This is a genomic window from Rathayibacter sp. AY1E2 (assembly GCF_002932325.1).
Classification (GTDB): domain Bacteria; phylum Actinomycetota; class Actinomycetes; order Actinomycetales; family Microbacteriaceae; genus Rathayibacter.
This window is the reverse complement of sequence record NZ_PSVO01000001.1, coordinates 407,962-433,867: the sequence shown is the minus strand read 5'-3', so window position 1 is coordinate 433,867 and position 25,906 is coordinate 407,962. Positions and strand designations below refer to the sequence as shown.

Genomic DNA, 25,906 nt, shown 5'->3' with positions numbered 1-25,906 from the left:
CAGCAATGCGGGCGTCCAGTGTCGTGACGCCACAGCCCACAGGAGATCTGTGCGCCGAGAGTCCGCGCGCCCGGAGCGCGCCCGCATCCCATCCTTGACAGGAAGAGGCAGACGGAGATGAATTCCGCATCCACTCGCGGCACCCGTGCACTGGCCGCCGCCGCAGGCTTCGCCGCGGTCGCGCTCGTGCTGACGGGCTGCGCCGCCGGCGGGAACGACTCGTCCGGCGGCAGCGCCGGAGGGGCCCTGACCATCGGCACCACCGACAAGATCACGACGCTCGACCCCGCGGGCTCCTACGACAACGGCTCGTTCGCCGTGATGAACCAGGTGTTCCCGTTCCTGATGAACACCCCGTACGGCAGCCCGGACGTCGAGCCCGACATCGCCGATTCGGCGGAGTTCACCGCTCCCACGGAGTACACCGTGAAGTTGAAGGAGGGACTGAAGTGGGCCAACGGCCACGACCTCACCTCCTCCGACGTGAAGTTCTCCTTCGACCGCCAGGTCGGCATCGCGGCCGAGAACGGCCCGTCCTCGCTCCTGGCGAACCTCGACAGCGTCGCGGCTCCGGACGACACGACCGTGGTCTTCACGCTGAAGTCCGAGAACGACCAGACCTTCCCGCAGATCCTCTCGAGCCCCGCCGGCCCGATCGTGGACGAGGAGGTCTTCTCGGCCGACGAGCTGACCGCGGACGCCGACATCGTCTCGGGCGACGCCTTCGCCGGCCAGTACACGATCGCGAACTACGACGTGAACAACCTCATCCAGTACAAGGCCTACCCGGACTACCAGGGCGTTCTCGGCGAGGCGAAGACGGACACCGTCAACGTCAAGTACTACGCGGACTCGTCCAACCTCAAGCTGGACATCCAGGAGGGGAACATCGACGTCGCGTTCCGCAGCCTCTCGGCGACGGACATCGACGACCTCCGCGGCAACGACACGGTCAAGGTCGTGGACGGCCCCGGCGGCGAGATCCGCTACATCGTCTTCAACTTCGACACCCAGCCCTTCGGCGCGACGACCGGTGAGGCCGACAGCGCCAAGGCCCTCGCCGTGCGCCAGGCCGTCGCCGACCTGATCGACCGCGACGAGATCGCCGACCAGGTCTACAAGGGCACCTACACCCCCCTCTACTCCTACGTCCCCGCCGGCCTGACGGGCGCGGTCGAGCCGCTCAAGTCGCTCTACGGCGACGGCAACGGCGCGCCCGACGCGGACAAGGCGAAGGCGACCCTCGAGGCCGCAGGCGTCACCGCTCCGGTCACCCTGAACCTGCAGTACTCGAACGACCACTACGGTCCGTCCTCGGGCGACGAGTACGCGCTGATCAAGGACCAGCTGGAGTCGACCGGCCTCTTCACCGTGAACCTGCAGACCACGGAGTGGGTGCAGTACTCGAAGGACCGCTCGAGCGACGTCTACCCGGCGTACCAGCTCGGCTGGTTCCCCGACTACTCCGACGCCGACAACTACCTCTCGCCGTTCTTCATCAAGGAGAACTTCCTCGCGAACCACTTCGACGACGCCGAGGTGCAGAGCCTGATCGCGCAGCAGGTCTCGACCACCGACGCCGACGCGCGCACCGCGCTGATCGAGCAGATCCAGGAGAAGGTCGCGGCGCAACTCTCGACCGTCCCCTACCTGCAGGGCTCGCAGGTCGCGGTCGTCGGCAGCACCGTGAGCGGAGCCGAGGACACCCTCGACGCCTCGTTCAAGTTCCGCTACGCGGCACTCAGCAAGGGCTGATCCACCCCCTCGCGGCCGGCGCCTCCCCGACAGGAGGCGCCGGCCGTTCTCCACGAAAGGCATCACGTGACGACAGCCACGACGGCTGCGGCGACGGCGCCCACCCGGCGACCGCGCGGCTCCGGGGGCGGACTCGGGCGCTACCTGCTCGTCCGCTTCCTGCTCATCATCCCCACCGTCTTCATCCTCGTGACGCTGGTGTTCCTCCTCATGCGCTCCACGGGCGACCCGATCACGGCGGCCCTCGGCGGCCGCCTGACCGCGGACCAGCTCGCCGAGCGTGTGGCCGCCGCCGGCTACGACCGGCCGCTGATCGTGCAGTACCTCGAGTACCTCGGCAAGCTGCTGACCGGCGACTTCGGCACCACTCTGAGCGACAACCGCCCCGTGACCGAGGTGCTCCTCACCTACGGCGCCGCGACGGTCGAGCTGGCCTTCTACGCCCTGATCGTGGCGTTCCTGGTCGGCATCCCGCTCGGGATGCTCGCCGCCTACCACCGCGACCGCACGCCCGACGCGGTGCTGCGCATCTTCGCGATCCTCTGCTACGCGACCCCGGTGTTCTTCGCGGGCCTGCTGCTGAAGCTGGTGTTCTCCGTCTGGCTGAAGTGGTTCCCCGTCGCCGGGCGCGCCTCGACGAGCACCGAGCTCTCGCTCCAGTTCCTCGAGAACAAGACCGGCATCTACCTGATCGACGCGATCCAGACCGGCGACCCGGCCGCGATCTCGGACGTGCTCTCTCACGCGGTGCTCCCCGCCGTCGCGCTGGGCCTGCTCACCGCGGGCATCTTCCTGCGCCTGGTGCGCACCAACGTGATCGGCACGCTCGGCACCGATTACGTGGACGCGGCGCGCTCGCGCGGCGTCAGCGAGTTCCGGCTCGTCCGCACCCACGCCTACCGGCCGGCGCTCATCCCGATCATCACCGTGATCGGCCTGCAGATCGCCCTGCTGCTCGGCGGCGCCGTCCTCACCGAGACCACCTTCGAGTGGAAGGGCCTCGGCTTCCAGCTCGCCGAGTACCTCCAGGCCCGCGACTTCGTGGCCGTGCAGGGCATCGTCGCCCTGCTCGCCGTCATCGTGGCGCTGACCAACTTCATCGTCGACGTCATCGCGGCGCTCATCGACCCGCGAGTGAGGTACTGAGCATGAGCACCACCTCCCCGGCGCGTCCGCGCCGCCGTCTCGTCGACCATCTGCCGGTCGTCCACCAGCTCCGGCAGAGCGTCGGCCTCCAGCGAGGGATGCTCGTCACCGGCCTGATCATCACCGGCGCGTTCCTGCTGGTGGCCCTGTTCGCGCCCCTCATCGCGCCCTACGGATACTCGCAGCTGCGCTCGGGCGGCGAGTCGTTCGGCGCGCAGGAGCCGCCGAGCGCGGAGCACCTGCTCGGCACCACCGTCGGCGGCTACGACGTCCTCTCGCGAGTGATCTGGGGAGCGCAGACCGCGTTCCTCGTGATCGTCGTCGCCGTGGTCCTGTCGATCTTCCTCGGCGTCTTCCTCGGCCTCGTCTCCGGCTACCTCGGCGGCTGGCTCGACCGCGTGCTCGTCGTGATCTGCGACGCGATCTACGCGTTCCCGACCCTGCTGCTGGCGATCGTGATGTCGATCGTCATCTCCGGCGGGCAGTCGAACCTCTGGGCCGGCATCTTCGCCGCGGCGGTCTCGATCACCGTGGTCTACATCCCGCAGTACTTCCGCGTGATCCGGGCCGAGACCGTGCGGATCAAGGGCGACGCCTTCGTCGAGTCGGCGAAGGTCATCGGAGCGTCGACGCCCCGGATCATGTTCCGCCACGTCCTGCGGAACGCGACGCGCACGCTGCCGCTGATCTTCACACTGAACTCCTCCGAGGCGATCCTGACCCTCGCCGGCTTGGGTTTCCTCGGCTTCGGCATCGAGCCGACGTCGGCCGCGGAGTGGGGCTACGACCTCAACAAGGCGCTGTCGGACGTCACGAGCGGCATCTGGTGGACCTCGGTCTTCCCGGGCCTGGCGATCGTGCTCGTGGTGCTGGGCATCACCCTCGTGGGCGAGAGCCTGAACGACCTCGCCGACCCGCGCCTGCGCGGTCGGCGCGCGGTGGCCGCCGGTGCCGGCGACGTCGCCGCGACGTCCGTCGTGCCGGGCGGCGTCCTCGCCGCCGACGGCCTGGAGACGCCGGGGCACGACCCCGTCGCCGGAGTGGAGGAGACGCGATGAGCGACCAGCGCATCGTCCGGGACGCCTCAGCGCGTCCGATCGTGGACATCACCGACCTCGAGGTCGCCTTCGCGAGCGACCGCGGCGCCGTCCGCGCCGTCGCCGGGGTGAGCCTGCGCGTCGAGCGCGGCGAGGTCCTGGCGATCGTCGGAGAGTCCGGCAGCGGCAAGACCGTGACCGCGAAGACCATCCTCGGCCTCCTGCCCGAGACGGCCACCGCCTCCGGAGTGGTCCTGCTCTCGAAGAAGGACGGCAGCGCGGCGACCGACGTCGTCTCCGTGCCCAAGGCCCGCCTCCGGGAGCTGCGCGGCACCGACGTCGCCATGGTCTTCCAGGAGCCGGGCACCGCCCTCAACCCGGTCTTCACGGTGGGCTGGCAGATCGCGGAGGGACTGCGCGCTCACGGCTCCGTCTCGAAGAAGGAGGCGCGCAAGCGCGCGATCGACGTCCTGCGCACCGTCGGCATCCCGGAGCCGGAGAAGCGGGTCGACTACTACCCGCACCAGTTCTCGGGCGGCCAGAAGCAGCGCGTGGTCATCGGGATGGCGCTGGTCCTGGATCCCGGCCTGATCGTCGCGGACGAGCCGACCACCGCGCTCGACGTGACCGTGCAGGCCGAGATCCTCGACCTGCTCCGCCGGTGCCGCGACGAGTTCGGCACCTCGATCGTGCTGATCACCCACAACATGGGCGTCGTCGCCGATCTGGCCGACCGCGTCGCCGTGATGTACCAGGGCGAGCTGGTCGAGGAGGCGACGGTCTCCGAGCTGTTCTCGGCGCCGAAGGCCGAGTACACGAGAAAGCTGCTCGCCGCCGTCCCGCACGTGGGCCAGGGCGTCGAGCGCGCCCGCGTCCGCGCCGTCGAGCGCGCCGAGGCCCCCGAGGCCGAGACGCTCGTCGCCGCCGAGGGCCTGCGGATCCAGTACCCCGGCCGGCTCGGCCGTCCCGGCTTCGTCGCGGTCGACGGCGTCTCGCTGCGCATCCGCGCGGGCGAGGTGCTCGGCCTCGTCGGCGAGAGCGGCTCGGGCAAGACCACCATCGGGCGCGCCATCGCGGGCCTGACGCCGGTGACCGGCGGGTCGCTGAAGGTCCTCGGCAAGGAGATGCGCGGCATCCGCGAGCGCGCCTTCCGGCCGGTCCGCGGCGACATCGGCTTCGTGTTCCAGGACCCGGCGTCGAGCTTCAACCCGCTGCTCACCATCGCGGAGTGCGTGGCCGAGCCGCTGATCGTGCACGGACGGGCCGGCGACGCCGCCGGGGCGCGCTCGCGCGTCGACGAGCTCCTGGAGGCGGTTCAGCTGCCCCGCTCCTACGGCGACCGCTACCCGCACGAGCTCTCCGGCGGCCAGCGCCAGCGCGCCAGCCTCGCCCGGGCCCTCGCCCTCGAGCCGAAGCTGCTGATCGCCGACGAGCCCACCTCGGCGCTCGACGTGTCGGTGCAGGCCCGCGTGCTCGAGCTGTTCGCCGAGCTGCAGCGCGAGTTCGGCTTCGCCTCGCTGTTCATCAGCCACGACCTCGCCGTGGTCGACCTGCTCGCCGACCGCATCGCGGTGCTCTACCGCGGCGAGCTGGTCGAGGAGGGGACGGGGGCCGAGGTGCTCGCCGCGCCGAAGCACCCCTACACGCAGCGCCTGCTCGCCTCCCTGCCCGTGCCCGACCCGGTCGAGCAGGCCTCGAGGCGCGAGCTCCTGCGCAGCATCGTCGAGGCGGAGCGCCGGGCGTGAGCCGGACCGCCGAGGATCCGGCCCCCATCGTCGTCGACGACCTCAGCGTCGAGTACCCGCCGCGCGGCATCAGCCGCCGGTGGACGGCGCTGCGGGGAGTGAGCCTCCGCGTGGAGCCGGGGGAGGTGCTCGGCATCCTCGGCGGCAGCGGCTCGGGCAAGTCCACGCTCGCGCGCGTGCTCGGCGGCGACGGCCTGGGGCACGACGGCGGCCGCACGCGTCCGGTGATCATCGGAGGGGACGCGACGGTCGCGGGGCACCGCCTCCGCTCGCTCCCCGCCCGCGAGCTCAAGCGCTTCACCGTCGACGTCGCGCATCTCGCGCAGGACGCGGGAGCGACCCTCCGCCCCGAGCTGACCGTCTCGGAGCTGATCGCCGAGCCGATCTTCCTCCGCGACCGCCACTACGACCCGAAGGCCGCGGCGGTGCGGGTGGCGACGCTGCTCGACTCCGTGCACCTGCCGCTGTTCCTGCTGGACCGCTACCCCTACGAGCTCTCCAGCGGCCAGCGCCAGCGCGTGGCCGTGGCCCGCTCGCTCGTGCTCGGGCCGAAGGTGCTGATCGCCGACGAGCCGACCTCGGGCATCGACGCGACGGTGCGCGAGTCGATCGTCGACCTCCTCGCCGACCTGCGGCGCCGGGAGGGATTCGCGGCCGTCGTGGTCAGCCACGACATCGACGTGCTGAGCCGGGCGACCGACCGGATCGCCGTGCTCGTCGGCGGCGAGGTCGTCGCGTACGGGCCGCTGCTGGACGTGCTGATCGAGGGCCGGCACCCCTACGTGCGCGAGCTCGGAGCGGCCTTCGCCGAGTACGAGCGCTTCGACGCCTCCCGAGCGCAGCGCGTCGAGGCGGCCGACCAGTGACCGTCCCGCGCGTCGCGGTGCTCCCGCGGCCGAAGCCGGTGTTCGCCGAGGCGGTCGAGTCGGGCGGGGGAGTGGTCGTCGGACTCGACGGGAGTCCGGACGCGCTGCTCTGGCTGTCCTACGGCCGCACGGACGAGCTGGCCGCTGTGCTGGAGGAGCACCCGTCGATCCGCTGGGTGCAGTTGCCCTGGGCCGGCGTCGACGTCTTCGCGCCCGTGCTCGCCGCGTCCCGCGCGGACGTGGTCTGGACCAGCGCCAAGGGCGCCTACGCGGAGCCGGTGGCGGAGCACGCGCTCGCGCTGGTGCTCGCCCTCCTGCGCTCGCTGCCGGAGCGGGCGCGCGCCGCGTCGTGGGGGCCGAAGAAGGCGGTCACGCTGCACCGCGCCTCCGTGGTGATCGTCGGAGCAGGAGGGATCGCTCGCGAGCTCCTGCGGCTGCTCGCCGTCTTCGACTGCCGGGTGACGATCGTCCGCCGCGGAGACGAGCCGGTGGAGGGCGCCGCCCGCACCCTGCCGGCGTCGCGGCTCGCCGAGGCCGCGGCGGACGCCGACGTGCTGGTCCTGGCCGCCGCCGCCACCGCGGGCACGGAGCGGATGGTCGACGCGGGTCTGCTCGCGCGGCTCCCCGCCCACGCCGTGCTCGTCAACGTCGCCCGGGGGAGCCTCGTGGACACGGACGCGCTCGTCGCTGCCCTCGCCCAAGGCCGTCTCGCGGGCGCCGCGCTCGACGTGACGGACCCCGAGCCGCTGCCGGACGGGCATCCGCTCTGGAGCGAGCCCCGGTGCCTGATCACGCCCCACAGCGCGGACACCCCCGAGATCACCGCGCCGCTCCTGGCCGAGCGCGTGCGCGCCAACGTGGCCGCCTGTGCCGCCGGCGGGCCGTTCGTCGGCCGCGTCGACCCGGGCTCCGGCTACTGAGTGCGCGCCCGATTTTGCGTTCGCGGAGAGTTTGCTAAAGTAGTACCGCGCTGATCGCCTCCGGGTGGTCGGATGATCCTCGATAGCTCAATTGGCAGAGCAATCGGCTGTTAACCGGTAGGTTCTTGGTTCGAGTCCAAGTCGGGGAGCGAAGGGTCCGGGACTCCACTCTCGGGCCCTTTTTTCGTGCCCGCGAGCGGTCGCCCTCGAGGGCCCACCCGCTCGGACCGGCGATCGGAGGCGCGATGCGCGAGGATGTGCTCGCTCTCCTGCGCCGCCGCCCCGACGTCGAGGCGCCGGATCTCGTCGCCGTCGACGCCAGTGACCGTCTGCTGCTCGACCTCGCCGCCGATCGCGGCCGCGTCGCCGTGATCGGGGACGCCTACGGGGCGCTGAGCCTCGGCCTCGCCGCCGACGGCCGTGCCGTGCGGGTCGTGCAGGACTCGATCACCGCCGAGCGCGCTCTCGCGCAGAACCTCGAGACGGTGCGCGGGTCGGGCGTCGACCTCGCGCCGATCGAGATCGTCGACTCCGTCGCGGAGGTCGTCCGCGACGCCGACGCGGTGCTCCTGCGCCTGCCGCGCTCGCTCGACGCCCTGGCCGCCGTCGCGGCCGGGACCGCACTCGCGAACCCGGCGGCGACCCTGATCGGCGCCGGCCGCATCAAGCACATGACGCGCACGATGAACGACGTGCTCGCCGTGCGCTACGAGCGGATCGACGTCTCCCTCGCCCGGCAGAAGTCGCGCGCCCTGCTCGCGAGCGGCGCGCTCCCCGACCAGCCGCCCGCGCCCGGGCCCGAGCGGCGCCGTCTGGACGAGCTCGACCTCGAGGTCGTCGCACTGCCGGGAGCCTTCGCAGGTGCACGACTGGACCTCGGCACCCGCGCCCTCCTCGCCGCCCTCGATCTCGACTCCCTCCCCGCGGGCACCGCACTCGACCTCGGCTGCGGAACCGGCGTGCTCGCCGCCGTGGTGGCTAGGGCCCGCCCCGACCTCGCCGTGATCGCGACGGACACCTCGCGTGCCGCGGTCGAGTCCGCCCGGGCGACCGCGGCGGCCAACGGGCTGGCCGTCCGCGTCCTCCGCGACGACAACGCCTCGACTCTGGAGGCGTCCTCCGTCGACGTCGTGCTCTGCAATCCGCCGTTCCACTCCGACGGTGCCGTCACCGACCTCGTCGCCCGGCGCATGCTGCGCGCGGCCGGCCGCGTGCTGCGCCCCGGAGGCGTGCTGTGGACGGTCTTCAACTCCCACCTCGCGCATCCGGCCGAGCTGCGCCGCGCGGTCGGGCCGACCTCGGTGGTGGCGCGCGACCGCCGCTTCACCGTCACCCGCTCCGTGCGCTCCGACGGCTGAGTACGGCTCCGCAACCCCCTCCGCGGCCTCAGGTCCGCTGTCCACGGCGCGGGTACGATCTCTCTCCGGCGCTCCTGTGCCGAACCCGTCCCGTCACCCCGGAGGCCGTCGTGCTCGAAGTCGTCCTCGTCCTCGCCCTGATCGCCCTGGTCGCGGTCGTCGTGCTGTGGCGTCGCGCCGTCGGCGCCGAGCGCCGTGCCGCCGAGAGCCGTGCGGAGGAGGCGGCGCGCGTCGTCCGCCTCGAGCTGGCGGTCGGCGAGCAGGAGGCGAGGCTCCGCATCGTCGGCGAGCTCGAGCAGCTCGCGGTCCGCAGCGCCGCGCACGTCGTCGAGGAGGCCGAGAGCGTCCGTCTCACGATCGACCGCGACCCCGCCGCAGCCGCGCGGTCGGCGCAGCGTGCCGTGCGGGCGGCCGAGGCCTCGCTGGCGCAGCTGCGCCGCATCGCGACCGTCGCCTCCGTCGATCCGGGGGAGCTGCCGCGCACCGGCGGCTCCGTCCCCCTGATCGAGGGCGCCCGCGAGCGAGGCCTGAGCGTCCGCGAGGAGTCGTTCGGCGAGCCGTTCCCGCTGCAGGACGGCGCCGAGGTGGCCGTGCTCCGGGTGCTCGAGTACGCCTTCGACTCGGCGCTGGAGACCGGCGGCGCGGGGACCGAGGTCCGCATCAGCTCCCGATGGACGACCACCGGCCTCCGGGTGGAGGTCGACGACGACCGCGAGCAGCACGGCGCTGCGGAGCAGGACGCCAGCGCTCTCGAGGCGGACCTGCGCTCGCTCACCGAGCGCATCGACAGCCCCGCGCTCGCCGAGCTGCGCGAGCGGGCCGCCCTCTTCGGCGGCGACGTGACCGAGAAGCGGACGCCCGGCGTCGGCCGGAGCGTCACCGCCTCGTTCCCCGCGATCCGCCACCACAACGGCGTGCACGGGGTCGACCTGGCCTGAGTCAGTCCTCGAGGTGCTCCACGCCGGGCAGCCACGAGACGCCGGGGCCGCCCCAGCCGCGCTTGCGGGTGATCTTCGCGACCGGCTTGTGGTAGTCGTGCTCGAGGCGGTCGATGTAGAGCACGCCGTCGAGGTGGTCGAACTCGTGCTGGAACACGCGGGCGAACCAGCCGTCCGCGACGATCTCGAACGGCTCCTGCTCGAGGTCGACCGCGCGGAGGATCGCGCGCTCGGAGCGGCGGAGCGGGAAGCGCTCGCCGGGGAAGGAGAGGCACCCCTCCGACTCCGTGTCCTCGTCCGCCTCGCCGAGCGGGGTCGGCGTGACGAACAGCTCGGGGTTGATCGCGACGCCGCGGCGGGGGGTGCCGTCGTCGTCGGCGTAGTCGTAGACGAACAGGCGCAGCGGGACGCCGACCTGCGGGCCTGCGAGGCCGACTCCGGGGGCGGTGTCCATCGTCTCGAACATGTCGGCGACGAGGGTGCGCAGCGCATCGTCGAACTCGGTGACGGGGGCGGCGGGGGAGTGCAGGACGGGGTCGCCGGCGATGCGGATGGGGAGGACGGCCATGGGGGACAGGGTACCGCGGGGCCGCCGACCGGGTCCGCGAGGATCATCCGCTGGGCTCAGCCCCTCACCCGTGCGTCGGAGGACTCCCGGAGGCGTTCTGGGTAGGGTCGACCCCATGCCCGCCGATCTCGCCGAACTCCTCAACGACCCGGCGAAGTTCATCGGCATCCCGATCGCTCTCGTGGGCGCGGTGTTCCTCTCCCTCGGCGCGCAGTTCCAGCACCGGGGAGTGGCGAAGGTGGAGCGGTTCTCGAAGCGCTCCGGCTCCTCCGGGCTCAGCGGCGGCCAGCTGGTCGCGCTGCTCTCGCGCCCCTCGTGGGTGATCGGCACCCTGCTCCTGGGTCTCGCGATCGTCTTCCAGCTGACGAGCCTCGGCTTCTCCCCGCTCATCGTGGTGCAGCCGCTCGGAGCGGTGGCGCTCGTGATCACCGCGGTCGTCAACGCGCGGGTCAGCCGGGTGCGCTTGAACGCGGCGTCGATCCGGGCGATCGTGCTCTGCGTCGGAGGCGTCGGCACGTTCGTCCTCGTGGCGGCGTTCAACGCGGTCGACAAGTCCATCCAGACGCCCGAGCTCATCACGATCCTCGTGATCCTCGCCGTGGTGCTCACGGTCTTCGTCGTCGCCTTCCGCGTCTTCCGCCGCGGAGCGAAGGCGATCTTCTACATCGTGGGCGCCGGAGTGGTCTACGGCTTCGTCGCGACTCTCGCGAAGGTCGTGCTCAACCGCATCAAGTACGGCGAGTTCGACCCGCTGACGGTGGTCTGCATCGTGGCGCTCCTGGCCGCGACCGCGCTCGGCGGGTACTTCGTGCAGAACGCCTACTCCTCCGGCCCGCCGGACCTCGTCGTCGCGGGCCTCACCGTCATCGACCCGCTGGTCGCCGTCGCGATCGGCATCGTCGTGCTCGGGGAGGCGCAGTACGCGGCCCCGTGGGCGATCCCGCTCTTCATCGCGGCCGGGGCCGTCGCCATCTACGGCGTCTTCCTCCTCGCCAAGCACCACCCGCAGGCGCGCTGACGGCGCGGGATCCCGAGTGGTGAGGAGTCCTCTGCCTACAATGGGTCCGCGCCGAGAGCCACGAAACCGACCGACCTCCGCCGATCGCTCCCTTCTCTCCCCGAGCGGCACGACACCGATAGGACCTCCCGTGTCAGATCCCCGCGACGCGTCCCGACCGGGATCGCCCGACTCCCGACCGCTGACGGTCGTGATCGGCTGCGACACCTTCGCTCCCGACGTGAACGGAGCCGCGAAGTTCGCCGAGCGCCTCGCCGCCGGTCTCGCGCAGCGCGGCCACGAGGTCCACGTCGTCGCCCCCTCGGCCGACGGCTGGAGCGGCACCCGGGTCGAGACGCACGAGGGCCAGCGGATCATCGTGCACCGGCTCTACAGCTGGCGCTGGTACCCGCACGACTGGCTGCGCTTCGCGATGCCGTGGCGCATCCGGCAGAACAGCGCGCGCATCCTCGACGAGGTGAAGCCCGACGTCGTGCACTTCCAGTCGCACATCATCGTCGGCCGCGGCCTCGGGATCGAGGCGGCCAAGCGCGGCATCCGCATCGTCGGCACGAACCACTTCATGCCCGAGAACATGCTCGAGTTCACCCTCCTGCCGAAGGCCGTGCAGGCCAAGGCCGTGGCAATGGCGTGGCGGGCCGCGCGTCGCACCTTCGGCCGGGCGGAGGCGGTCACCACGCCGACCCGCAAGGCCGCGCAGTTCCTCGAGAAGTACACGGGCCTCCGGGGCGTCCACGCCATCTCCTGCGGCATCGACGCCGACAACTACACGCCCGACTTCTCGGCCCGCGCCGGCGACTCGATCCTCTTCGTCGGCCGCGTGACCGGCGAGAAGCACATCGACGTCCTGCTCCGCGCGGTCGCCCTGCTCGATCCGGCGCTCGACGCGAAGCTCGAGATCGTCGGCGGCGGCGACCAGATGCGCAACCTCCAGCAGCTCGCCGCGACCCTCGGCATCGCCGACCGCGTCCGCTTCACCGGCTACGTCTCGGACGCCGAGCTCAAGGAGGCGTACACCCGCGCCACCGTGTTCGCCATGCCGTCCATCGCCGAGCTGCAGAGCATCGCGACCATGGAGGCGATGGCCTCGGCCCTCCCCGTCGTCGCCGCCGACGCGATGGCCCTCCCGCACCTCGTGCACGACGGCGAGAACGGCTACCTCTTCGCTCCGGGCAGCGCCGAGGCCCTCGCCGAGCGCCTCACCGCCGTGCTCACGGCCGATCAGGAGGACCTCGAGGCGATGAAGCGCGCCTCCCTCCGCATCGTCGCCTCGCACGACATCAACCGCACGATCAGCACCTTCGAGAGCCTGTATCGTGGGGAGCCGGTGGCCGATCCGGCCTCCGACGCAGCGTCCGCACCCGCCGCCACCTGACGGCCGCTCGGACGGCCGCCGCGGGGCGTTAGCTCAGCCGGTCAGAGCAGCGGACTCATAATCCGTCGGTCACGGGTTCAAGTCCCGTACGCCCTACTCCGCTCCACCCGCGGTCGTTCCTCCTCTCCAGCGCCGGGTCGGGCGTCCACCTGATGCCGGTCTCGTCGGAGCGGGCGGTCCGCTCCTGTCGGACCGGCGTGCCGTGCCTCAGGGCGCCGCCGACGCGGTCCTCGCCGGCACGCCGACCGCGGACGAGTCGGAGGCGACGTCGCGGACGACGACGGCGCCGGCTCCGATCCGCACACGGTCGCCGACGGTCACGTCCCCGACGATCGTCGCGCGGGCGCCGATGTAGACGTCGTCGCCGATGACGGGCGTCCGACCCTTCGACTCGCCGATGGTGACGCCGTGGTAGATGAACGCGTTCCTCCCGATGACCGTGCGCGGGTGCAGGATCACGCCGCGGCCCCAGTGGGGGAGCCGCAGGCCGGGCCCGACCTGAGCGGTCGGCGGCAGCTCGGCTCCGACGATCATGCGGGTCCAGACGAGATCGACGAGGCGGTAGACGAGGTGGAAGGGGAGCCGGGTCCAACGAGAGCTCGAGTACTGCCCGAGCCGGAGGACGAGGACGGTGAGCCGGTCGGAGGCGTGGCCCTTGGCGGCCAGGTCCGCTCGGACGACGGCTCGGAGGTCAGCGAGATCCATGCTCCCAGTCTGAGTGGGAGCCTCGAGGGTGAGGCCGGGCCGTCGGAGATCGTCCGGGGCGTGGCGAGCATCCGCGAGCGGACGACACGGTGGCTCGATGCGCTAGCACGTCCCGACGCGCCGCGCCCGTACTGGCCGCTCTCCGCTCGACGTGATTGCCTGATCCTGTGCCTGATCTTCCGATGTTCCCGCTCGGCTCCGTGCTCCTGCCGCACATGCCGCTCCCGCTCCGGCTGTTCGAGCCGCGGTACCTGCGGATGCTCGGCGACGTCCTCGAGGACGAGACCCTCGCGTTCGGCGTCGTGCTCATCGAGCGCGGCCAGGAGGTGGGCGGCGGCGACCAGCGGTTCGCGGTCGGCGCCCGCGCGCGCATCCTGAACATCGACGGGGCGGAGTCGTTCGTCACGCTCGACTCCGTGGGCGAGGAGCGCTTCGAGGTCGTCCGCTGGTACGAGGACGACCCGTACCCGCGCGCCGAGGTCCGCCTGCTGCCCGATCTGGAGTGGGACGAGAAGCACGCCCCCGCGCTGGCTGCGGCGGAGTCGGCGGTCCGCACGGCACTGGCGGTCGCGAGCGAGTTCGTCGAGCAGCGCTACGGCGCGGTCGTCGAGCTCGCCGAGGATCCGGCCGCGCACGCCTGGCAGCTCGCCGGCGTCGCACCGGTCACCGAGCTCGACCGCCTCGCGTTCCTCCGCAGCTCCACCATGGAGGAGCTGCTGGAGTCGGTCCGGGAGCGCTCCGCCGAGGCGACCGAGTCGTTCCGCGCCGGCTGGGCCTGAGCCCCGTCCCGGCGTCCCACGACGAGCCCGTCAGTCCTCGAGGCTGACGCCGCGCTCCTCCGCCAGCTTGACCAGGTCGTCGACGACCACGAGCGCCATCCGCACCGAGCGGTCGCGGCGGTACTCCTCGTCGTCCGGGTCGATCCGCGAGGTGCGGTCGAGGGTCTCCTCGATCGACTGCGCGAGCTCGCGCCACGCGTCCTGACGGGCGTCGTCGACGAGCGTCGCGAGGTACTCCTCGTCCTGCGCCCGCCTGTGGAGGGAGTCGGCGACCAGGAGCGAGAGCCGCTCGCGGTGGTCGAGGTTGTCGACGTCGGCCGAGCGGTAGTCGTGCACGTGGTCGGAGCGGCCGCCCACCGAGGTCACGTCGGCGGCGATGCCGCGCAGGCGCTCGGCGGCTGCCTCGGACTCGCGCGCCAGCTTCTCGAGCTCCTCCGCGGCGACGACGGAGTAGCGGCCCGAGTCGAAGGGGACGTCGGCGCCGAGGCCGTCCATCAGCACCCGGTTCTTCACGGCCATCCGGCTGGCGTACTGCGCGAGCATCAGGCCCTCCTCGGCGGCCTCCTCGACGGAGGCGGGCTCGCGCGACGGGTTCTCATCGGGGTCGTACGGCTCCATCTTGAACCTGCGTCGACGCCGGAACCACACGTGCGTCACCTACATCCCGGAGCAGGCGCCCCGCCCGCCGGAGCACCTCTTCGAGAGTACCCGGCGGGCGGGCGCCGTGGTCGGCGGCTCAGGCCTCGCGCCAGTCGTCCCGCCGGAGGTGGGAGCCGGCCTGCGGCCCCATCTGCAGCATCCCGCCGTCCACGACGTACGAGGATCCGGTGATGTAGGAGGCGGCGGGAGAGGCCAGGAAGGCGACCACCGCCGCGATCTCGCGGGCGTCGCCGGGGCGGCCGAGGGGGATGCCGGGGCGGTCGATCGTGACGGGGTCCACGTCCTCGGCGTCGTTCATCGGCGTGGCGATCTCTCCGGGGGCGACGGCGTTGACGGTGATGCCGAGGGAGCCGAGCTCGAGTGCGGCGACCTTCAGCAGGCCGCCCAGCCCGTGCTTGGCGGCGGTGTAGGCGACGGAGCCGACCCGCGGCTGGTGTTCGTGGACGCTGGTGACCGCGATGATCCTGCCGCCCGTGCCCTGGGCCGCCATGCGCCGCGCGGCGCGCTGGAGGCAGACGAACGCTCCGTCGAGGTTCAGGGCGACGGTCGAGCGCCAGCTGTCGAGGCTCTGCTCGAGGAAGGGCTCGCCCCCGCCTCCGCCCGCATTGCTGACGGCGACGTCGAGCCCGCCCAGTCGATCCGCGAGGTCGTCGATCACGTCGCCCGCGCCCTCCAGATCCGTCGTGTCGAGGCGCGCGATCTCGGCGCGCCGGCCGAGGGAGCGCACCTCCTCCACCGTGCCCTGCGCGCCCTCCTCGTCGCTGTGCCAGGTGATGCCGACGTCCATGCCCGCCTCGGCCAGTGCCACCGCGGTCGCCCGGCCGATGCCGGAGTCCGAGGCGGTCACCAGTGCACGGGTGGGCCGGAAGTCTCGAGGTCCCTGGGTCATGTCGTCTCCTGTCTCGATCGGGCCGCCGGTCCGGCGGACACGGGTCGATCCCATCAGGGGATCCGACGCGCTCGGGAGCCGGTTGACAGGTCCGGGCTCGCGCGAGACGCGTGGCGGTGTCCCCGCTGAGCGCCCCGATCGCGTTGACTGGGCGGATGGATCACCGGCGCATCTCGGTCGTCGTCCCCGTGAAGGACGACGCCCGCCACCTCGAGCAGCTGCTCGAGCTCCTCCGCGAGCAGACGCTCGCTCCGTTCGAGATCGTCGTCGTCGACGACGGGAGCACCGACGACAGCGCCGCCGTCGCGCGAGCGGCGGGCGCGCGGGTGGTGCGGCACGACGGAGCCGGGATCCCGGCGAGCACGGCGCACGGCTTCGACGAGGCGCACGGCGACGTCCTCGCACGGCTCGACGCCGACTCCCGCCCGGGACCCGACTGGCTGGCGCGCCTGGCCGGCCACTTCGCCGACCCCGAGGTCGGAGCGGTGACCGGTCCCGGACGCTTCGACGAGCTCGGCCCGATCGCCCGGGTGATCGCGCGGGTCGCCTACATGGACGCCTACTTCGTGCTGATGGGGTCGGCGCTGGCCAACTGGCCGCTCTTCGGCTCCAACTGCGCCGTCCGCCGGTCGGCGTGGGAGGAGATCGCGGAGGAGATGCACCGGCACGACGCCTACGTGCACGACGACGTCGAGATCAGCGTGCACCTGGGACTCCGGCACCGGATCGTGCTCGACCGCCACCTCGAGGTCGGCATCTCGGCCCGCCCCTTCGGCGCCTTCGCGGACATGCTCCGCCGGTTCGACCGCGCTCTCCACACGCTGGCGCGGCACCCCGGGATGGGGTCGTCCCTGCAGCGCTGGACGCACCGGGTGCGCCGCACCCACCGCGACCGACTGCGAGCGACGGCCGCGGCGCGCCGCTCCGGCTGACGACGAGAACCGACGGCGCCGCCTGACGGCTAGGGCTGGGCCGCGTCCGGCCGGGCCGCGTCCGGCCGGGCCGCATCGGGCTCGGCCTCCGCCGCCCGATCCTCTCCCGGCACGGGGCGCCCCTCCTTCGGCATCGCCCAGACCGCGGCGAGCATGCCCACGGCGAGGACCGTGAGCGCGATGCAGACGAAGCGGGTGCCCTCGGCGAGGTCCGCCGGTGCGGGGACGCCGCCGCCCGCCTTCGCGTTCACGATCGCGCCGAACACGGCGACGGCGACGGCGCTGCCTATGTTGCGGGCGAAGAAGTTGGTCGAGGAGACCACTCCGCGCTCGTTCCAGTCGACGCTCGACTGCGCCCGGATCAGCGTCGGAGTCGCCACGAGCCCCATCCCGGCGCCGATGAGCACGCAGAAGCCGGCGATCTCCCACAGCGTCGAGGAGGCGCCGAGCAGGACGGTCAGCGCCGTGCCGATCACGACGAGCCCCGCTCCGAGGAAGCCCGTGTTGCGGAAGCCGATGCGCAGGTAGAGCCGGCCCGACAGGCTCGCCGCGACCGGCCAGCCGAGCGTCATCGCCGCGACGGCGAAGCCCGCGCCGAGAGCGGAGCTGCCGAGCACGCCCTGCGCGAAGGTCGGGAAGTACGAGGTGACGCCGAGCGTGATCGCGCCGACGGTCACCGAGACCAGGCTGGTCGAGATCAGCACGCGCCGCGTGAGGACCCAGAGGGGGAGCACCGGGGCGGCCGCGCGCCGCTCGATCGCGACGAAGCCGGCGAACGCGAGGGCCGAGACGACGAACACGCCGACTCCGGCGGGGGAGAGCCACGGCCAGGCGCTGCCGCCCTCGAGCAGTCCGAGGATGAGCAGCGCGGTGCCCACGGCGAGCACGGAGGCGCCCGCCACGTCGATCCGCTGCTTCTCGCCCCGCGTGGTCTCGCGGAAGCTGCGGATCAGGAGGAACGCCGCCAGGAGGCACAGCGGGATGTTGACGAGGAAGATGCCGCGCCAGGCGCCCAGGTCCGAGAGCACGCCGCCGAGCGTCGGCCCGACGACCGAGGAGATGCCCCAGACGCTCGCGAGGTAGCCCTGGGTCTTCGCACGCTCGGCGACCGTGTAGATGTCGCCGGCGATGGTGATGCCCATCGGCTGGATCGCACCGGCCCCCAGGCCCTGCAGGGCTCGGAACGCGATCAGCGCGGGCATGCTCCAGGCGAGGCCGCACAGGAGCGAGCCGACCAGGAACAGGGCGATGCCGATCAGCATGATGGGCTTGCGCCCGATCACGTCGGCGAGCTTGCCGTAGAGGGGGACCGAGACCGCCTGGGCCAGCAGGTAGATCGAGAACAGCCAGGGGAACTGCTCGAAGCCCCCCAGATCGGCGACGATGGACGGCACGGCCGTCGAGAGGATCGTGGCGTCGAGGGCGACCAGAGCGGTCGAGATCATCAGGGACAGCAGGATCGGGCCGCGCTCCGAGCGCAGTCCGACACTCGCGCGGGTGGGGGCGTCGGTCACTCTGCCCAGGCTATTCCATAGCCGGGGGATGGAAGCGGGGCGGAGAGGATCCGCTCCGGGGCTCGGTAGACTGGCGGCATGGAACTCGTTCTCTGGCTCGTCGTGTCCGCCATCGCCGGTGTCGGCCTCGTCTCCGGAGTCGCGGCTCTCATCGCCATGACGCGGGCGCCCTGGTCGGCCGACAAGTAGCCGCCCGGCCGGCCTCGCGCCGGCACTACTCGTAGATCCGCACCACGCTCCACTGCGGCTCCGTCGACGCGACCACGTCGAGCACGAACGCTCCGCCGGTCGCGGGGTCCGTCGCCTGGAAGCGCCAGCCGCCGATGCTCACCGGTGTGCGCCCGAACGTCGGCGGGAACCCCTCGAGGGGCGCCCACCACTCGCTCGTGCAGGTCCACACCGTCGGCCGGTCGGTCACCCGGTAGCTCCCGCCCCGCCACTCGAGCGCGATCGGCACTCCCTCGCCGTCGGTCGAGACCAGCGCCGTCTCGTCGATCACCGCCATCGTCGTGCTCCCGTTCACTCGCCGGACCCGGTTGGCCGTTCGAACATGTGTTCGATAGTCTGCGAGTGTACGCCGCGGCGCTCGTGCTCGCCACGGCCGCGGATCGACCGGTGGGAGGCGCGATGATCGAGTGGAGTCCGCTCCAGATGCTGCGCAGCAGCGGGCAGGACGAGTGGGTGATGGTCGACGCCCTGCGCACCGGCCGGATCGGCCTGGTGCGCCGCATCGAGACCGGCCCGTACCGCGAGACCTGGTTCCGCGCGGTGACCTGGGCGGCCGAGCCGGAGAGGCGGACGCTCGTGGGCTACTCCCGCTCGATGGACACCATCGCGGCCGCCCTGTGGGCCCATCAGCCGCCGACGGCGCAGGAGAAGCCCTTCCCCGGCTACCCGCCCTCGCGGCCGTCGCCGTGACTCCTTCAGCGAGAGGGGGCCCTGCCGTCTTCGCGACGGCGGCCTCCGTGTCCGCCACGGGGGAGAATGGCCCGATGCTCCTCGCACTCGTCGGCGGCCCCACGGGGGCGTGGCGGGCGGTCGACCCCGTCGGCGGCGCCGAGGCCGGGAGCGGCAGGGGGCCGGCCGAGCTGGCGGCGTTCGTCCGGGAGCGGGAGCCGGAGCGCCCGCGCTGGGTCTGGGACGACACCGCGCGCTGGTACCCCGCACTGCTGTCGGCCGGGGTGGTCGTCGCCCGGTGCCACGACCTCCGGCTGGCCCGCGCGATCCTCCGCCGCTCGGTCTCCGCCGCCTCATCGGCTCTCGCGCGCTCGCCCCTCGACCCGTGGGACGCGGGAGCCGCGGCCCCCGCCGCGCAGGACACGCTGATCGGGTTCGAGGAGGCGGCGGGCGGCTCCGACGACCTCGACCCCGTCCTCGAGCTGGCCCTGCAGGAGGAGGCGCTCTCCGGCGCCGCCGAGGCCGGCCGGCTCCGCCTGCTGCTCGCCGCCGAATCCGTCGGCGCCCTGATCGCTCGCGAGATCGCCCACGCGGGGCTGCCGTGGCGAGCCGATGTGCACGACCGGGTGCTCACCGGGATGCTCGGCCCCCGCCCGCTCTTCGGCGGCCGCCCGGCCCTGCTGGAGGCGCTGGCCGTCCGTCTGCGCGACGAGCTCGGCGCGCCCGAGCTCAATCCCGACTCGCCGGCCGAGCTCCTCAAGGCGCTGCGGCGCGCGGGGCTGCCGGTCGAGTCGACGCGCTCCTGGGAGCTGCAGTCCCTCGAGCACCCCGCGGTGCCGCCCCTCCTGGAGTACAAGAAGCTCTCCCGGCTGCTCACCGCCAACGGCTGGGCCTGGCTCGACGCGTGGGTGCGCGACGGCCGGTTCCGGCCGGAGTACGTGGTGGGCGGCGTCGTCACCGGCCGCTGGGCGACCTCGGGCGGAGGGGCGCTGCAGCTGCCGCGGCAGATCCGCGCCGCGGTCACCGCGGATCCGGGCTGGAGCCTCGTGGTCGCGGATGCCGCGCAGCTCGAGCCGCGCATCCTCGCCGCGCTCTCGGGCGACTCGGCCATGGCCGCCGCCGGGCGGGGCCGCGACCTCTACCAGGGCATCGTCGACGCCGGCGTGGTCCCCGATCGGCCGCGGGCGAAGGTCGCGATGCTGGGGGCGATGTACGGGGCGACGAGCGGCGAGGCCGGGCGGCTGCTCCCGAGGCTCGCCCGTGCCTACCCGCGCTCGGTCGCGCACGTCGAGGCGGCGGCTCGGGCGGGGGAGCGCGGCGAGAGCGTCTCGACGCGGCTCGGGCGCAGCTCGCCTCCCGGACCCGAGGGGCTCTCGGCGGATGCGGCGCGAGCGCGCGAGTGGGGACGCTTCACCCGCAACTTCGTGGTGCAGGGGACCGCGGCCGAGTGGGCGCTCTGCTGGATGGGCGAGCTGCGGGCGCGACTGCGCGCCGAGGGCGGCGCGGTCGGCCGGGCGCACCTCGTCTACTTCCTGCACGACGAGGTGATCGTGCACGCTCCCGCCGACGTCGGCGAGCGGGTCGCCGCGATCGTCCGCGAGGCGGCGGTGCGCGCCGGACGCTCGCTCTTCGGAGAGGGCGAGGTCGACTTCCCGGTCACCGTCGCCGTCGTCGACTCCTACGACCAGGCGAAGTGAGACGCGGGATCAGTACCAGTGCGGCGAGCGGTTGTTCCAGCTCGACCACGCGTTGCAGGGCGAGCCGTAGGCGCTCTTGATGTACGAGAGCCCCCAGTCGACCTGCGTCGCCGCGTTCGTCTGGTAGTCGGCTCCCGAGTTGGCCATCTTGCTCGCCGGGAGGGCCTGCGGGATGCCGTAGGCGCCGGAGGAGCGGTTCAGCGCGTTCCAGCGCCACCCCGACTCGCCGTTCCACAGCGGGATGAGGCACCGGTCGACCTGGTCGGCGCCCCAGCCGAAGCGGCCGACAGCGGTGCGGGCGTAGGCCTGGGCCTGCGCGGGGGAAAGGCCGTCCGTGCGTCCGGCGTAGGTGCCGAGGGCGGCGATGGTCTTGGCGGAGCTGTTGCGCGCGCCGGTCGGGTCGTCGTCGCCGAGTTCGACCGGGCCGCCTCCGCCACCTCCGCTGTTGGAGGGCGCTGCCGGAGCAGCGGCCGCGGCGGGAGCCGACGCGGCGCGCTGGCGGGCGGCCTCGGCCTCGGCGGCGAGGCGGGAGAGGCGCTGCTGCTCCTCGAAGGCCGACTTCGCGTCCTGGCCGTCGGCGTACTCCCGCTCGATCTCGGCGGTGGTGTTCTTGAGCGAGGCGAGCTGGGTGTAGAGCTCCTGGCTGTACTTCTCCTGGTCGGCGACCTTGGCGTCGGCCTCGGCCTGCGCGGAGCGGGCGGCCGAGAGCGCGTCGGCCGCGGCGGTGGCGAGGGAGACGCGCTCGCCCCGGGCCTGCTCGGCCTGCGCGGCGAGGGAGACGGCCTGATTCTCGGTCGACTGTGCCGCGGTCTGGAGCCGGCTGGTCTGCTGGGTGAGCTGCGTCATGGTGCCGAGGCGGTAGAGAAGCTCGCTCGACTCGTCGCCGCCGATGAGGAGGTTGAGCGTCGCATCGGTCCCGCCGTTGCGGTAGAGCTGGGCGGCGAGACGGCCGGCCTGCTCCTTCGCGGCGTCGGCGTCCGAGCGGGCGGCGGAGGCGCGCTCCTCCAGGGCGCTCACGCGCTGAGTCGCCTCGTCGAGAGCGCTCTGCGCGGCGTCCGCCTCGGCGGCCCGGCTGATGGCGGCGTCGGTGAGGGCGGCGGCCTGGTCGCGCAGGTCGGCGAGGAAGGCGGTGATGCGGTCGACCTCGGCGGCGGTGGCGCTCTCGCTCGACTTCGCGGCCTCGACATCGGACCACGAGGGGTAGTCGGACGGGTCGTAGGCGGCGGACGCGGAGAGCGGGGCGGCGAGGGCGGCGCACAGGACGAGGACCGTGCCCGCTCCGGCGGCGACGAGGCGCCGGCGCGCCCGGGAGGGGACGCGGAGACCGAGGGGGGTGCGGGACATGCGAACCACCCTAGGCGACGGCACCCGCGCCTGTCTCGTCCTAGCTCGAGGCTCGACGGCCCCGGCGGGGACGCTCGAGAGCGTATCCGCGGACGCCCCGACCCGGCCCGTCGCCCGTGAGCTCGTCGCGGGCCGCCTCGAGGAGGCGCCGCAGGGCCTCCTCCCGCACGCGGGCGGCGATCGCGGCGAGGCGGCGCTGCGGGTGCGCGTCCTCCTCCTCCTCCGCCTGCTCGTCGGCGGTGGCGGGCAGCGAGCTCTCGTACGCGTCGAGGACGGCGGCGAGGTCGGCGCCGGACAGGCTCGAGGCCAGCAGCACCCGGTCGAGGACGTCGTCCCAGTCCTCCTCGGGGGACGCTCCGTCACCCGTCAGCCAGGCGGCCGCCTCCGCGCGGCCCTCGTCGGTGAGCGCGTGCAGGGGGAGGCCGTCGTCGGTGGACCCGGCCGAGACGACGAGGCCCCGCTCGCGCAGGCGGTCGAGCGTCGAGTAGATCTGGCCGACGTTGACCCGGGGCCGGTGCGCGGCACGGTCGAGGAGCTCGGCGTGCAGCTGGAGGCCGTAGGCGGGGCCGAGCGTGAGCAGGGCGAGCAGGCCGTCGCGGACGGACACGGTGCTCCTCCCGGCGGGCGTCTGGCGGTGTGCGGCGTCCGGCGGCGCGGACGACCCGAGTATAGGCAGGAGCCGCCCACGGCCGGTCGAGCAGGCGCGGCGAGCCGCCTTGACGGAGGTCCGCCGCTCCTGCATGATCGGGCGTGGTGGCACGTCCACCGTCATAATCGAAGAAGGCGCACCGCAGAGTGTTCCGTGGTCCGGGTCGTTGGGGAAGACGCACCGGGACGAACGGAGGACACCATGGTGGCGCAGCAGACTCGGGGTGTGCTCTTCGTGCACTCCGCCCCCCGCGCGCTCTGCCCCCACCTCGAGTGGGGGACAGGTCGCGCCCTTGGTCGTGCCGTGAACTTCGCCTGGATCGAGCAGCCCGTGCTCCGCAGCACACTGCGCGCCGAATTCGCCTGGGAGGGCCCGGTCGGAACCGGTGCCGTCATCGCGTCCGCTCTCCGCGGCTGGGCCGACGTCCGCTACGAGGTCACCGAGGAGCCCTCTCCCGGCGTCGACGGCGGCCGCTGGATGCACACGCCCGAGCTCGGCATCTTCTACGCGCAGACCGACAGCGCGGGCAACACCGTCGTGCCCGAGGACCGCATCCGCTCCGCCATGGAGCTCGCCGGCGCCGACCCCATCGAGCTGCACCGTGAGCTGCGCCTCGCCCTCGGCCAGGCCTGGGAGGACGAGCTCGAGCCCTTCCGCTACGGCGGCGACTTCGCCCCCGTCGTCTGGATGCACGGGGTCGGCTGAGCTCATTCGACGCCGCTCCTCGCGCGGCGTCGCGCAGTCGGCTCGGTCGGGTGGTCGGGTTCCGTGGAGCGGCTTGCGTCCGGCGACGCCGATCCGCTGGCACGCGGATCGGCGGATGCGCCTCGCGGGGACCGCTCGCTCCCGCCTCCCTGAACCGGGCGGCCAGCGGACCCCCGTTCCGGCAGAGGCCCGCCTCGAAGTCGCGTCGTCGCCTCACGGTTGCCGCTCGCTGGCACGTCGACCAGACGGTCGGCGGAGCACCGCGTTCCGGCGGAGGGCGTCGGAAAGCTCGTGGAGCCGCCCGCACCTCTGTTGCGCACGACACCGACGGCCCGAGTAATGGCGAGTCGCACGCTCCCGACGAGCGCAGCCGCCCTGATCCGAGCATCCGACCCGAGTCGCGGCGAAGCCCGCGCTCCCACCCGGACAGGTTCCGTGATCGGAGCATGCGACCCGAGTCGCGGCGAAGCCCGCGCTCCCATCCGGACAGCTTCCGCAATCGGAGTATCCGACGCGAGTCGCGGCGAAGCCCGCGCTCCCCACCAGCACGGCGTGCTCACCAGCCCGCACCAGACGGCGGCGCAGATCCCTCGCGGCACGAGGCGTATCCGGGGATCCGCGTTCCAGCGGATCACCGTCGCCGCACCGCACCGGCCCTCGGGAACCCCGCCCCCCTCCCCAGCGGACGCGCCTGCGCCGCGCAAGGAGCGGCGCAGCCCGCTTTCCGCACGGTGGAGCGGGGCTACGCCCCGCTACACCGTCCGGAAAGCGGCAACAGCATTGTGCCCCCCGAACCCGAACGAGTTCGAGATGGCGACCAGCGGTCCGTCGCCGAGGGCGCGGGGGCTGGTGACGACGTCGAGGGGGATCTGGGGGTCCTGCTCGAAGAGGTTGATGGTGGGGGGTGCGGTGCGCTCGTGGAGGGCGAGCACGGTGAAGATGGCCTCGAGCGCGCCGGTGCCGCCGAGGAGGTGGCCGGTGGACGCCTTGGTCGCGGAGACGGCGATGTTCGGGAGGTGGTCGCCGAAGACGCGCAGCAGGGCGCGGTACTCGGCGATGTCGCCGACCGGGGTGCTCGTCGCGTGGGCGTTGACGTGGGTGACGTCGGTGAGCGCGGCTCCGGCCTGCTCGAGGGCGCCGATCATGGCGCGGGCGGCGGCGGAGCCCTCGGGGTCCGGCGCCGTGATGTGGTACGAGTCGCTGGTGACGGCGCCGCCGGCGAGCTCCGCGTAGATGCGGGCTCCGCGGGCGAGGGCGTGCTCCTCGGTCTCGAGGATGAGCGTCGCGGCGCCTTCTCCGAGGACGAAGCCGTCGCGGGAGACGTCGTAGGGGCGTGAGGCGGTCGCCGGGTCGTCGTTGCGGCGCGAGAGGGCCTGCATCGACGCGAAGGCGGCGATCGGGAGCGGGTGGACGACCGACTCCGTGCCGCCGGCGACGACCACGTCGGCGAGGCCGAGCTGCATGTGCTCGTAGGCGTTCGCGAGGGCCTCGGTGCTGGAGGCGCAGGCCGACACGTCGGTGCGGGCGTAGGCGCGGGAGGGGATGGCCATGCTGATCGCGGCGGCGGCCGCGTTGGGCATGAGCATCGGGATGGTCATCGGGAGGACCCGGCGGGGTCCGCGCTCGCGGAGGGTGTCCCACGCGTCGACGAGGGTCCAGAGGCCGCCGATGCCGGTCGAGTAGTCGACGCCCACGCGGAGCGGGTCGACGTCGATGATGCCGGAGTCGGCCCAGGCCTCGCGGGCCGAGATGAGCGCGAACTGGCTGGAGGGGTCGAGGCGCTTCGCCTCGGGGCGGGAGAGCACCTCCTCCGGGCGGACCTTGGCCTGGGCGGCGAAGGTGACCGGGATGTCGTACTGAGCGACCCAGTCCTGCTCGAGGGAGCGGACGCCTGATTCGCCGGCGAGGAGTGCGTTCCAGGACTCCCGGGCGGTCCCGCCGAGGGGAGTGCTGGCACCGATTCCGGTGACGACGATCTTCTTGGTCATGACGAGCTTCTCTGTTCCGTGTGGGTGGGTGCCGGGCTCACCCCGGCCGACGGTCGCCGGCCGGGGTGTCCGCCACGAGGACGGGGTGCGCGGGCGACGACTACTCGGACGCCTTGACGATGAAGCGGACCGCGTCGCCGACCGTCTTGAGGTTCTTGACCTCGTCGTCGGGGATCTTCACGTCGAACTTCTCCTCGGCGTTGACGACGATGGTCATCATCGAGATGGAGTCGATGTCGAGGTCGTCGGTGAACGACTTGTCCATCTCGACGGAGTCGGTGGCGATGCCCGTCTCGTCGTTGACAAGCTCGGCCAGGCCGGCGAGGACTTCTTCGTTGGACAGTGCCATGGTTCTCTCCTTGGGGGTTCTTCGGGTGTTCGTCAGTGACCGTAGGTCAGTTTAGGGGTGGGGTAGCGCCGG

At 72.8% G+C, this 25,906-nt stretch carries 25 protein-coding genes and 2 tRNA genes; 17 read left to right on the top strand and 10 right to left on the bottom strand.

Features of this window, described 5'->3' with window-relative positions; all coding sequences use genetic code 11:
• Positions 1–117 precede the first annotated feature (117 nt).
• From C5C49_RS01995 to C5C49_RS01955, 9 genes are all read left to right on the top strand, one after another.
• Positions 118–1,755, top strand: coding sequence for an ABC transporter substrate-binding protein (locus tag C5C49_RS01995; RefSeq protein WP_104345286.1), 1,638 nt, complete (start codon positions 118–120; stop codon positions 1,753–1,755).
• Between the two features lie 66 nt (positions 1,756–1,821).
• Positions 1,822–2,901 carry an ABC transporter permease gene (locus C5C49_RS01990; RefSeq protein ID WP_104223444.1) on the top strand — a complete coding sequence of 360 codons (1,080 nt, stop codon included), beginning with the start codon at positions 1,822–1,824 and terminating at the stop codon, positions 2,899–2,901.
• A gap of 2 nt (positions 2,902–2,903) precedes the next feature.
• Positions 2,904–3,959, top strand: a complete 1,056-nt coding sequence (locus C5C49_RS01985; RefSeq protein ID WP_104345285.1) for an ABC transporter permease — start codon at positions 2,904–2,906, stop codon at positions 3,957–3,959.
• Positions 3,956–5,683, top strand: a complete 1,728-nt coding sequence (locus C5C49_RS01980; RefSeq protein WP_104345284.1) for an ABC transporter ATP-binding protein — start codon at positions 3,956–3,958, stop codon at positions 5,681–5,683. Before C5C49_RS01985 ends, C5C49_RS01980 begins: the two co-directional genes overlap by 4 nt.
• Positions 5,680–6,549 (top strand): ATP-binding cassette domain-containing protein, encoded by an 870-nt coding sequence (locus C5C49_RS01975; RefSeq protein WP_104345283.1) that lies wholly within the window; start codon positions 5,680–5,682, stop codon positions 6,547–6,549. Before C5C49_RS01980 ends, C5C49_RS01975 begins: the two co-directional genes overlap by 4 nt.
• The gene (locus tag C5C49_RS01970; protein WP_244230629.1) at positions 6,546–7,469 is read left to right on the top strand and encodes an NAD(P)-dependent oxidoreductase; all 924 of its coding nucleotides are present in this window, start codon (positions 6,546–6,548) and stop codon (positions 7,467–7,469) included. Before C5C49_RS01975 ends, C5C49_RS01970 begins: the two co-directional genes overlap by 4 nt.
• Before the next feature lie 76 nt (positions 7,470–7,545).
• Positions 7,546–7,618: transfer RNA gene (locus C5C49_RS01965), tRNA-Asn, on the top strand.
• Between the two features lie 96 nt (positions 7,619–7,714).
• The gene (locus tag C5C49_RS01960; protein WP_104345282.1) at positions 7,715–8,827 is read left to right on the top strand and encodes a class I SAM-dependent methyltransferase; all 1,113 of its coding nucleotides are present in this window, start codon (positions 7,715–7,717) and stop codon (positions 8,825–8,827) included.
• 110 nt (positions 8,828–8,937) lie between these two features.
• The gene (locus C5C49_RS01955; RefSeq protein ID WP_104223449.1) at positions 8,938–9,765 is read left to right on the top strand and encodes a hypothetical protein; all 828 of its coding nucleotides are present in this window, start codon (positions 8,938–8,940) and stop codon (positions 9,763–9,765) included.
• Between the two features lies 1 nt (position 9,766).
• On the opposite strand, the gene def is transcribed toward C5C49_RS01955, so the two are convergent.
• Entirely contained in the window at positions 9,767–10,333 is a 567-nt protein-coding gene (gene def, locus C5C49_RS01950) for a peptide deformylase (RefSeq protein WP_104223450.1), read from the bottom strand.
• A gap of 115 nt (positions 10,334–10,448) precedes the next feature.
• On the opposite strand from def, the gene C5C49_RS01945 reads away from it, so the two are divergent.
• The 3 genes from C5C49_RS01945 (at position 10,449) to C5C49_RS01935 (ending at position 12,822) form a co-directional block, all read left to right on the top strand.
• Positions 10,449–11,351, top strand: coding sequence for a DMT family transporter (locus tag C5C49_RS01945; protein WP_104234188.1), 903 nt, complete (start codon positions 10,449–10,451; stop codon positions 11,349–11,351).
• Between the two features lie 130 nt (positions 11,352–11,481).
• Positions 11,482–12,726: a glycosyltransferase gene (locus C5C49_RS01940; RefSeq protein ID WP_258060483.1), complete on the top strand. Its 1,245-nt coding sequence runs from the start codon at positions 11,482–11,484 to the stop codon at positions 12,724–12,726.
• A 22-nt stretch (positions 12,727–12,748) separates the two neighbouring features.
• Positions 12,749–12,822 (top strand) — tRNA-Ile (locus C5C49_RS01935).
• 111 nt (positions 12,823–12,933) lie between these two features.
• On the opposite strand, the gene C5C49_RS01930 is transcribed toward C5C49_RS01935, so the two are convergent.
• Entirely contained in the window at positions 12,934–13,431 is a 498-nt protein-coding gene (locus tag C5C49_RS01930) for a serine acetyltransferase (protein ID WP_104345281.1), read from the bottom strand.
• A 167-nt stretch (positions 13,432–13,598) separates the two neighbouring features.
• On the opposite strand from C5C49_RS01930, the gene C5C49_RS01925 reads away from it, so the two are divergent.
• Positions 13,599–14,210 carry an LON peptidase substrate-binding domain-containing protein gene (locus C5C49_RS01925; protein WP_244229436.1) on the top strand — a complete coding sequence of 204 codons (612 nt, stop codon included), beginning with the start codon at positions 13,599–13,601 and terminating at the stop codon, positions 14,208–14,210.
• A gap of 30 nt (positions 14,211–14,240) precedes the next feature.
• Here the strand turns inward: C5C49_RS01925 and C5C49_RS01920 are convergent, their stop codons facing one another.
• Together C5C49_RS01920 and C5C49_RS01915 are read right to left on the bottom strand one after the other, a co-directional pair.
• Positions 14,241–14,828, bottom strand: a complete 588-nt coding sequence (locus C5C49_RS01920) for a hypothetical protein (protein WP_104223455.1) — start codon at positions 14,826–14,828, stop codon at positions 14,241–14,243.
• 118 nt (positions 14,829–14,946) lie between these two features.
• Positions 14,947–15,759, bottom strand: coding sequence for an SDR family oxidoreductase (locus C5C49_RS01915; protein ID WP_104345306.1), 813 nt, complete (start codon positions 15,757–15,759; stop codon positions 14,947–14,949).
• 155 nt (positions 15,760–15,914) lie between these two features.
• Here C5C49_RS01915 and C5C49_RS01910 point away from each other — a divergent pair, with 155 nt between their 5' ends.
• Positions 15,915–16,691: a glycosyltransferase family 2 protein gene (locus tag C5C49_RS01910; protein WP_104223456.1), complete on the top strand. Its 777-nt coding sequence runs from the start codon at positions 15,915–15,917 to the stop codon at positions 16,689–16,691.
• A 29-nt stretch (positions 16,692–16,720) separates the two neighbouring features.
• On the opposite strand, the gene C5C49_RS01905 is transcribed toward C5C49_RS01910, so the two are convergent.
• Together C5C49_RS01905 and C5C49_RS01900 are read right to left on the bottom strand one after the other, a co-directional pair.
• Positions 16,721–18,136, bottom strand: a complete 1,416-nt coding sequence (locus C5C49_RS01905) for an MDR family MFS transporter (RefSeq protein ID WP_104345305.1) — start codon at positions 18,134–18,136, stop codon at positions 16,721–16,723.
• Between the two features lie 283 nt (positions 18,137–18,419).
• Positions 18,420–18,728 (bottom strand): hypothetical protein, encoded by a 309-nt coding sequence (locus tag C5C49_RS01900; RefSeq protein ID WP_146084817.1) that lies wholly within the window; start codon positions 18,726–18,728, stop codon positions 18,420–18,422.
• Positions 18,729–18,832: 104 nt separating this feature from the next.
• Between C5C49_RS01900 and C5C49_RS01895 the strand changes: the two genes are divergently transcribed.
• Positions 18,833–19,123: a hypothetical protein gene (locus C5C49_RS01895; RefSeq protein ID WP_146076962.1), complete on the top strand. Its 291-nt coding sequence runs from the start codon at positions 18,833–18,835 to the stop codon at positions 19,121–19,123.
• A gap of 74 nt (positions 19,124–19,197) precedes the next feature.
• Complete coding sequence (locus C5C49_RS01890; protein WP_104345279.1) at positions 19,198–20,799, top strand: bifunctional 3'-5' exonuclease/DNA polymerase; 1,602 nt, start codon at positions 19,198–19,200, stop codon at positions 20,797–20,799.
• Between the two features lie 9 nt (positions 20,800–20,808).
• Here C5C49_RS01890 and C5C49_RS01885 read toward each other — a convergent pair whose 3' ends face one another.
• Entirely contained in the window at positions 20,809–22,143 is a 1,335-nt protein-coding gene (locus C5C49_RS01885) for a hypothetical protein (protein ID WP_104267569.1), read from the bottom strand.
• 40 nt (positions 22,144–22,183) lie between these two features.
• Complete coding sequence (locus C5C49_RS01880; protein ID WP_181132637.1) at positions 22,184–22,750, bottom strand: PadR family transcriptional regulator; 567 nt, start codon at positions 22,748–22,750, stop codon at positions 22,184–22,186.
• Positions 22,751–22,993: 243 nt separating this feature from the next.
• Between C5C49_RS01880 and C5C49_RS01875 the strand changes: the two genes are divergently transcribed.
• Positions 22,994–23,497, top strand: a complete 504-nt coding sequence (locus C5C49_RS01875) for a DUF3145 domain-containing protein (protein WP_104226674.1) — start codon at positions 22,994–22,996, stop codon at positions 23,495–23,497.
• A 752-nt stretch (positions 23,498–24,249) separates the two neighbouring features.
• On the opposite strand, the gene C5C49_RS01870 is transcribed toward C5C49_RS01875, so the two are convergent.
• A complete protein-coding gene (locus tag C5C49_RS01870; protein ID WP_104345277.1) occupies positions 24,250–25,485 on the bottom strand; it encodes a beta-ketoacyl synthase in 1,236 nt (411 codons plus the stop codon).
• A 100-nt stretch (positions 25,486–25,585) separates the two neighbouring features.
• Entirely contained in the window at positions 25,586–25,834 is a 249-nt protein-coding gene (locus C5C49_RS01865; protein ID WP_104223463.1) for an acyl carrier protein, read from the bottom strand.
• Between the last annotated feature and the right edge of the window lie 72 nt (positions 25,835–25,906).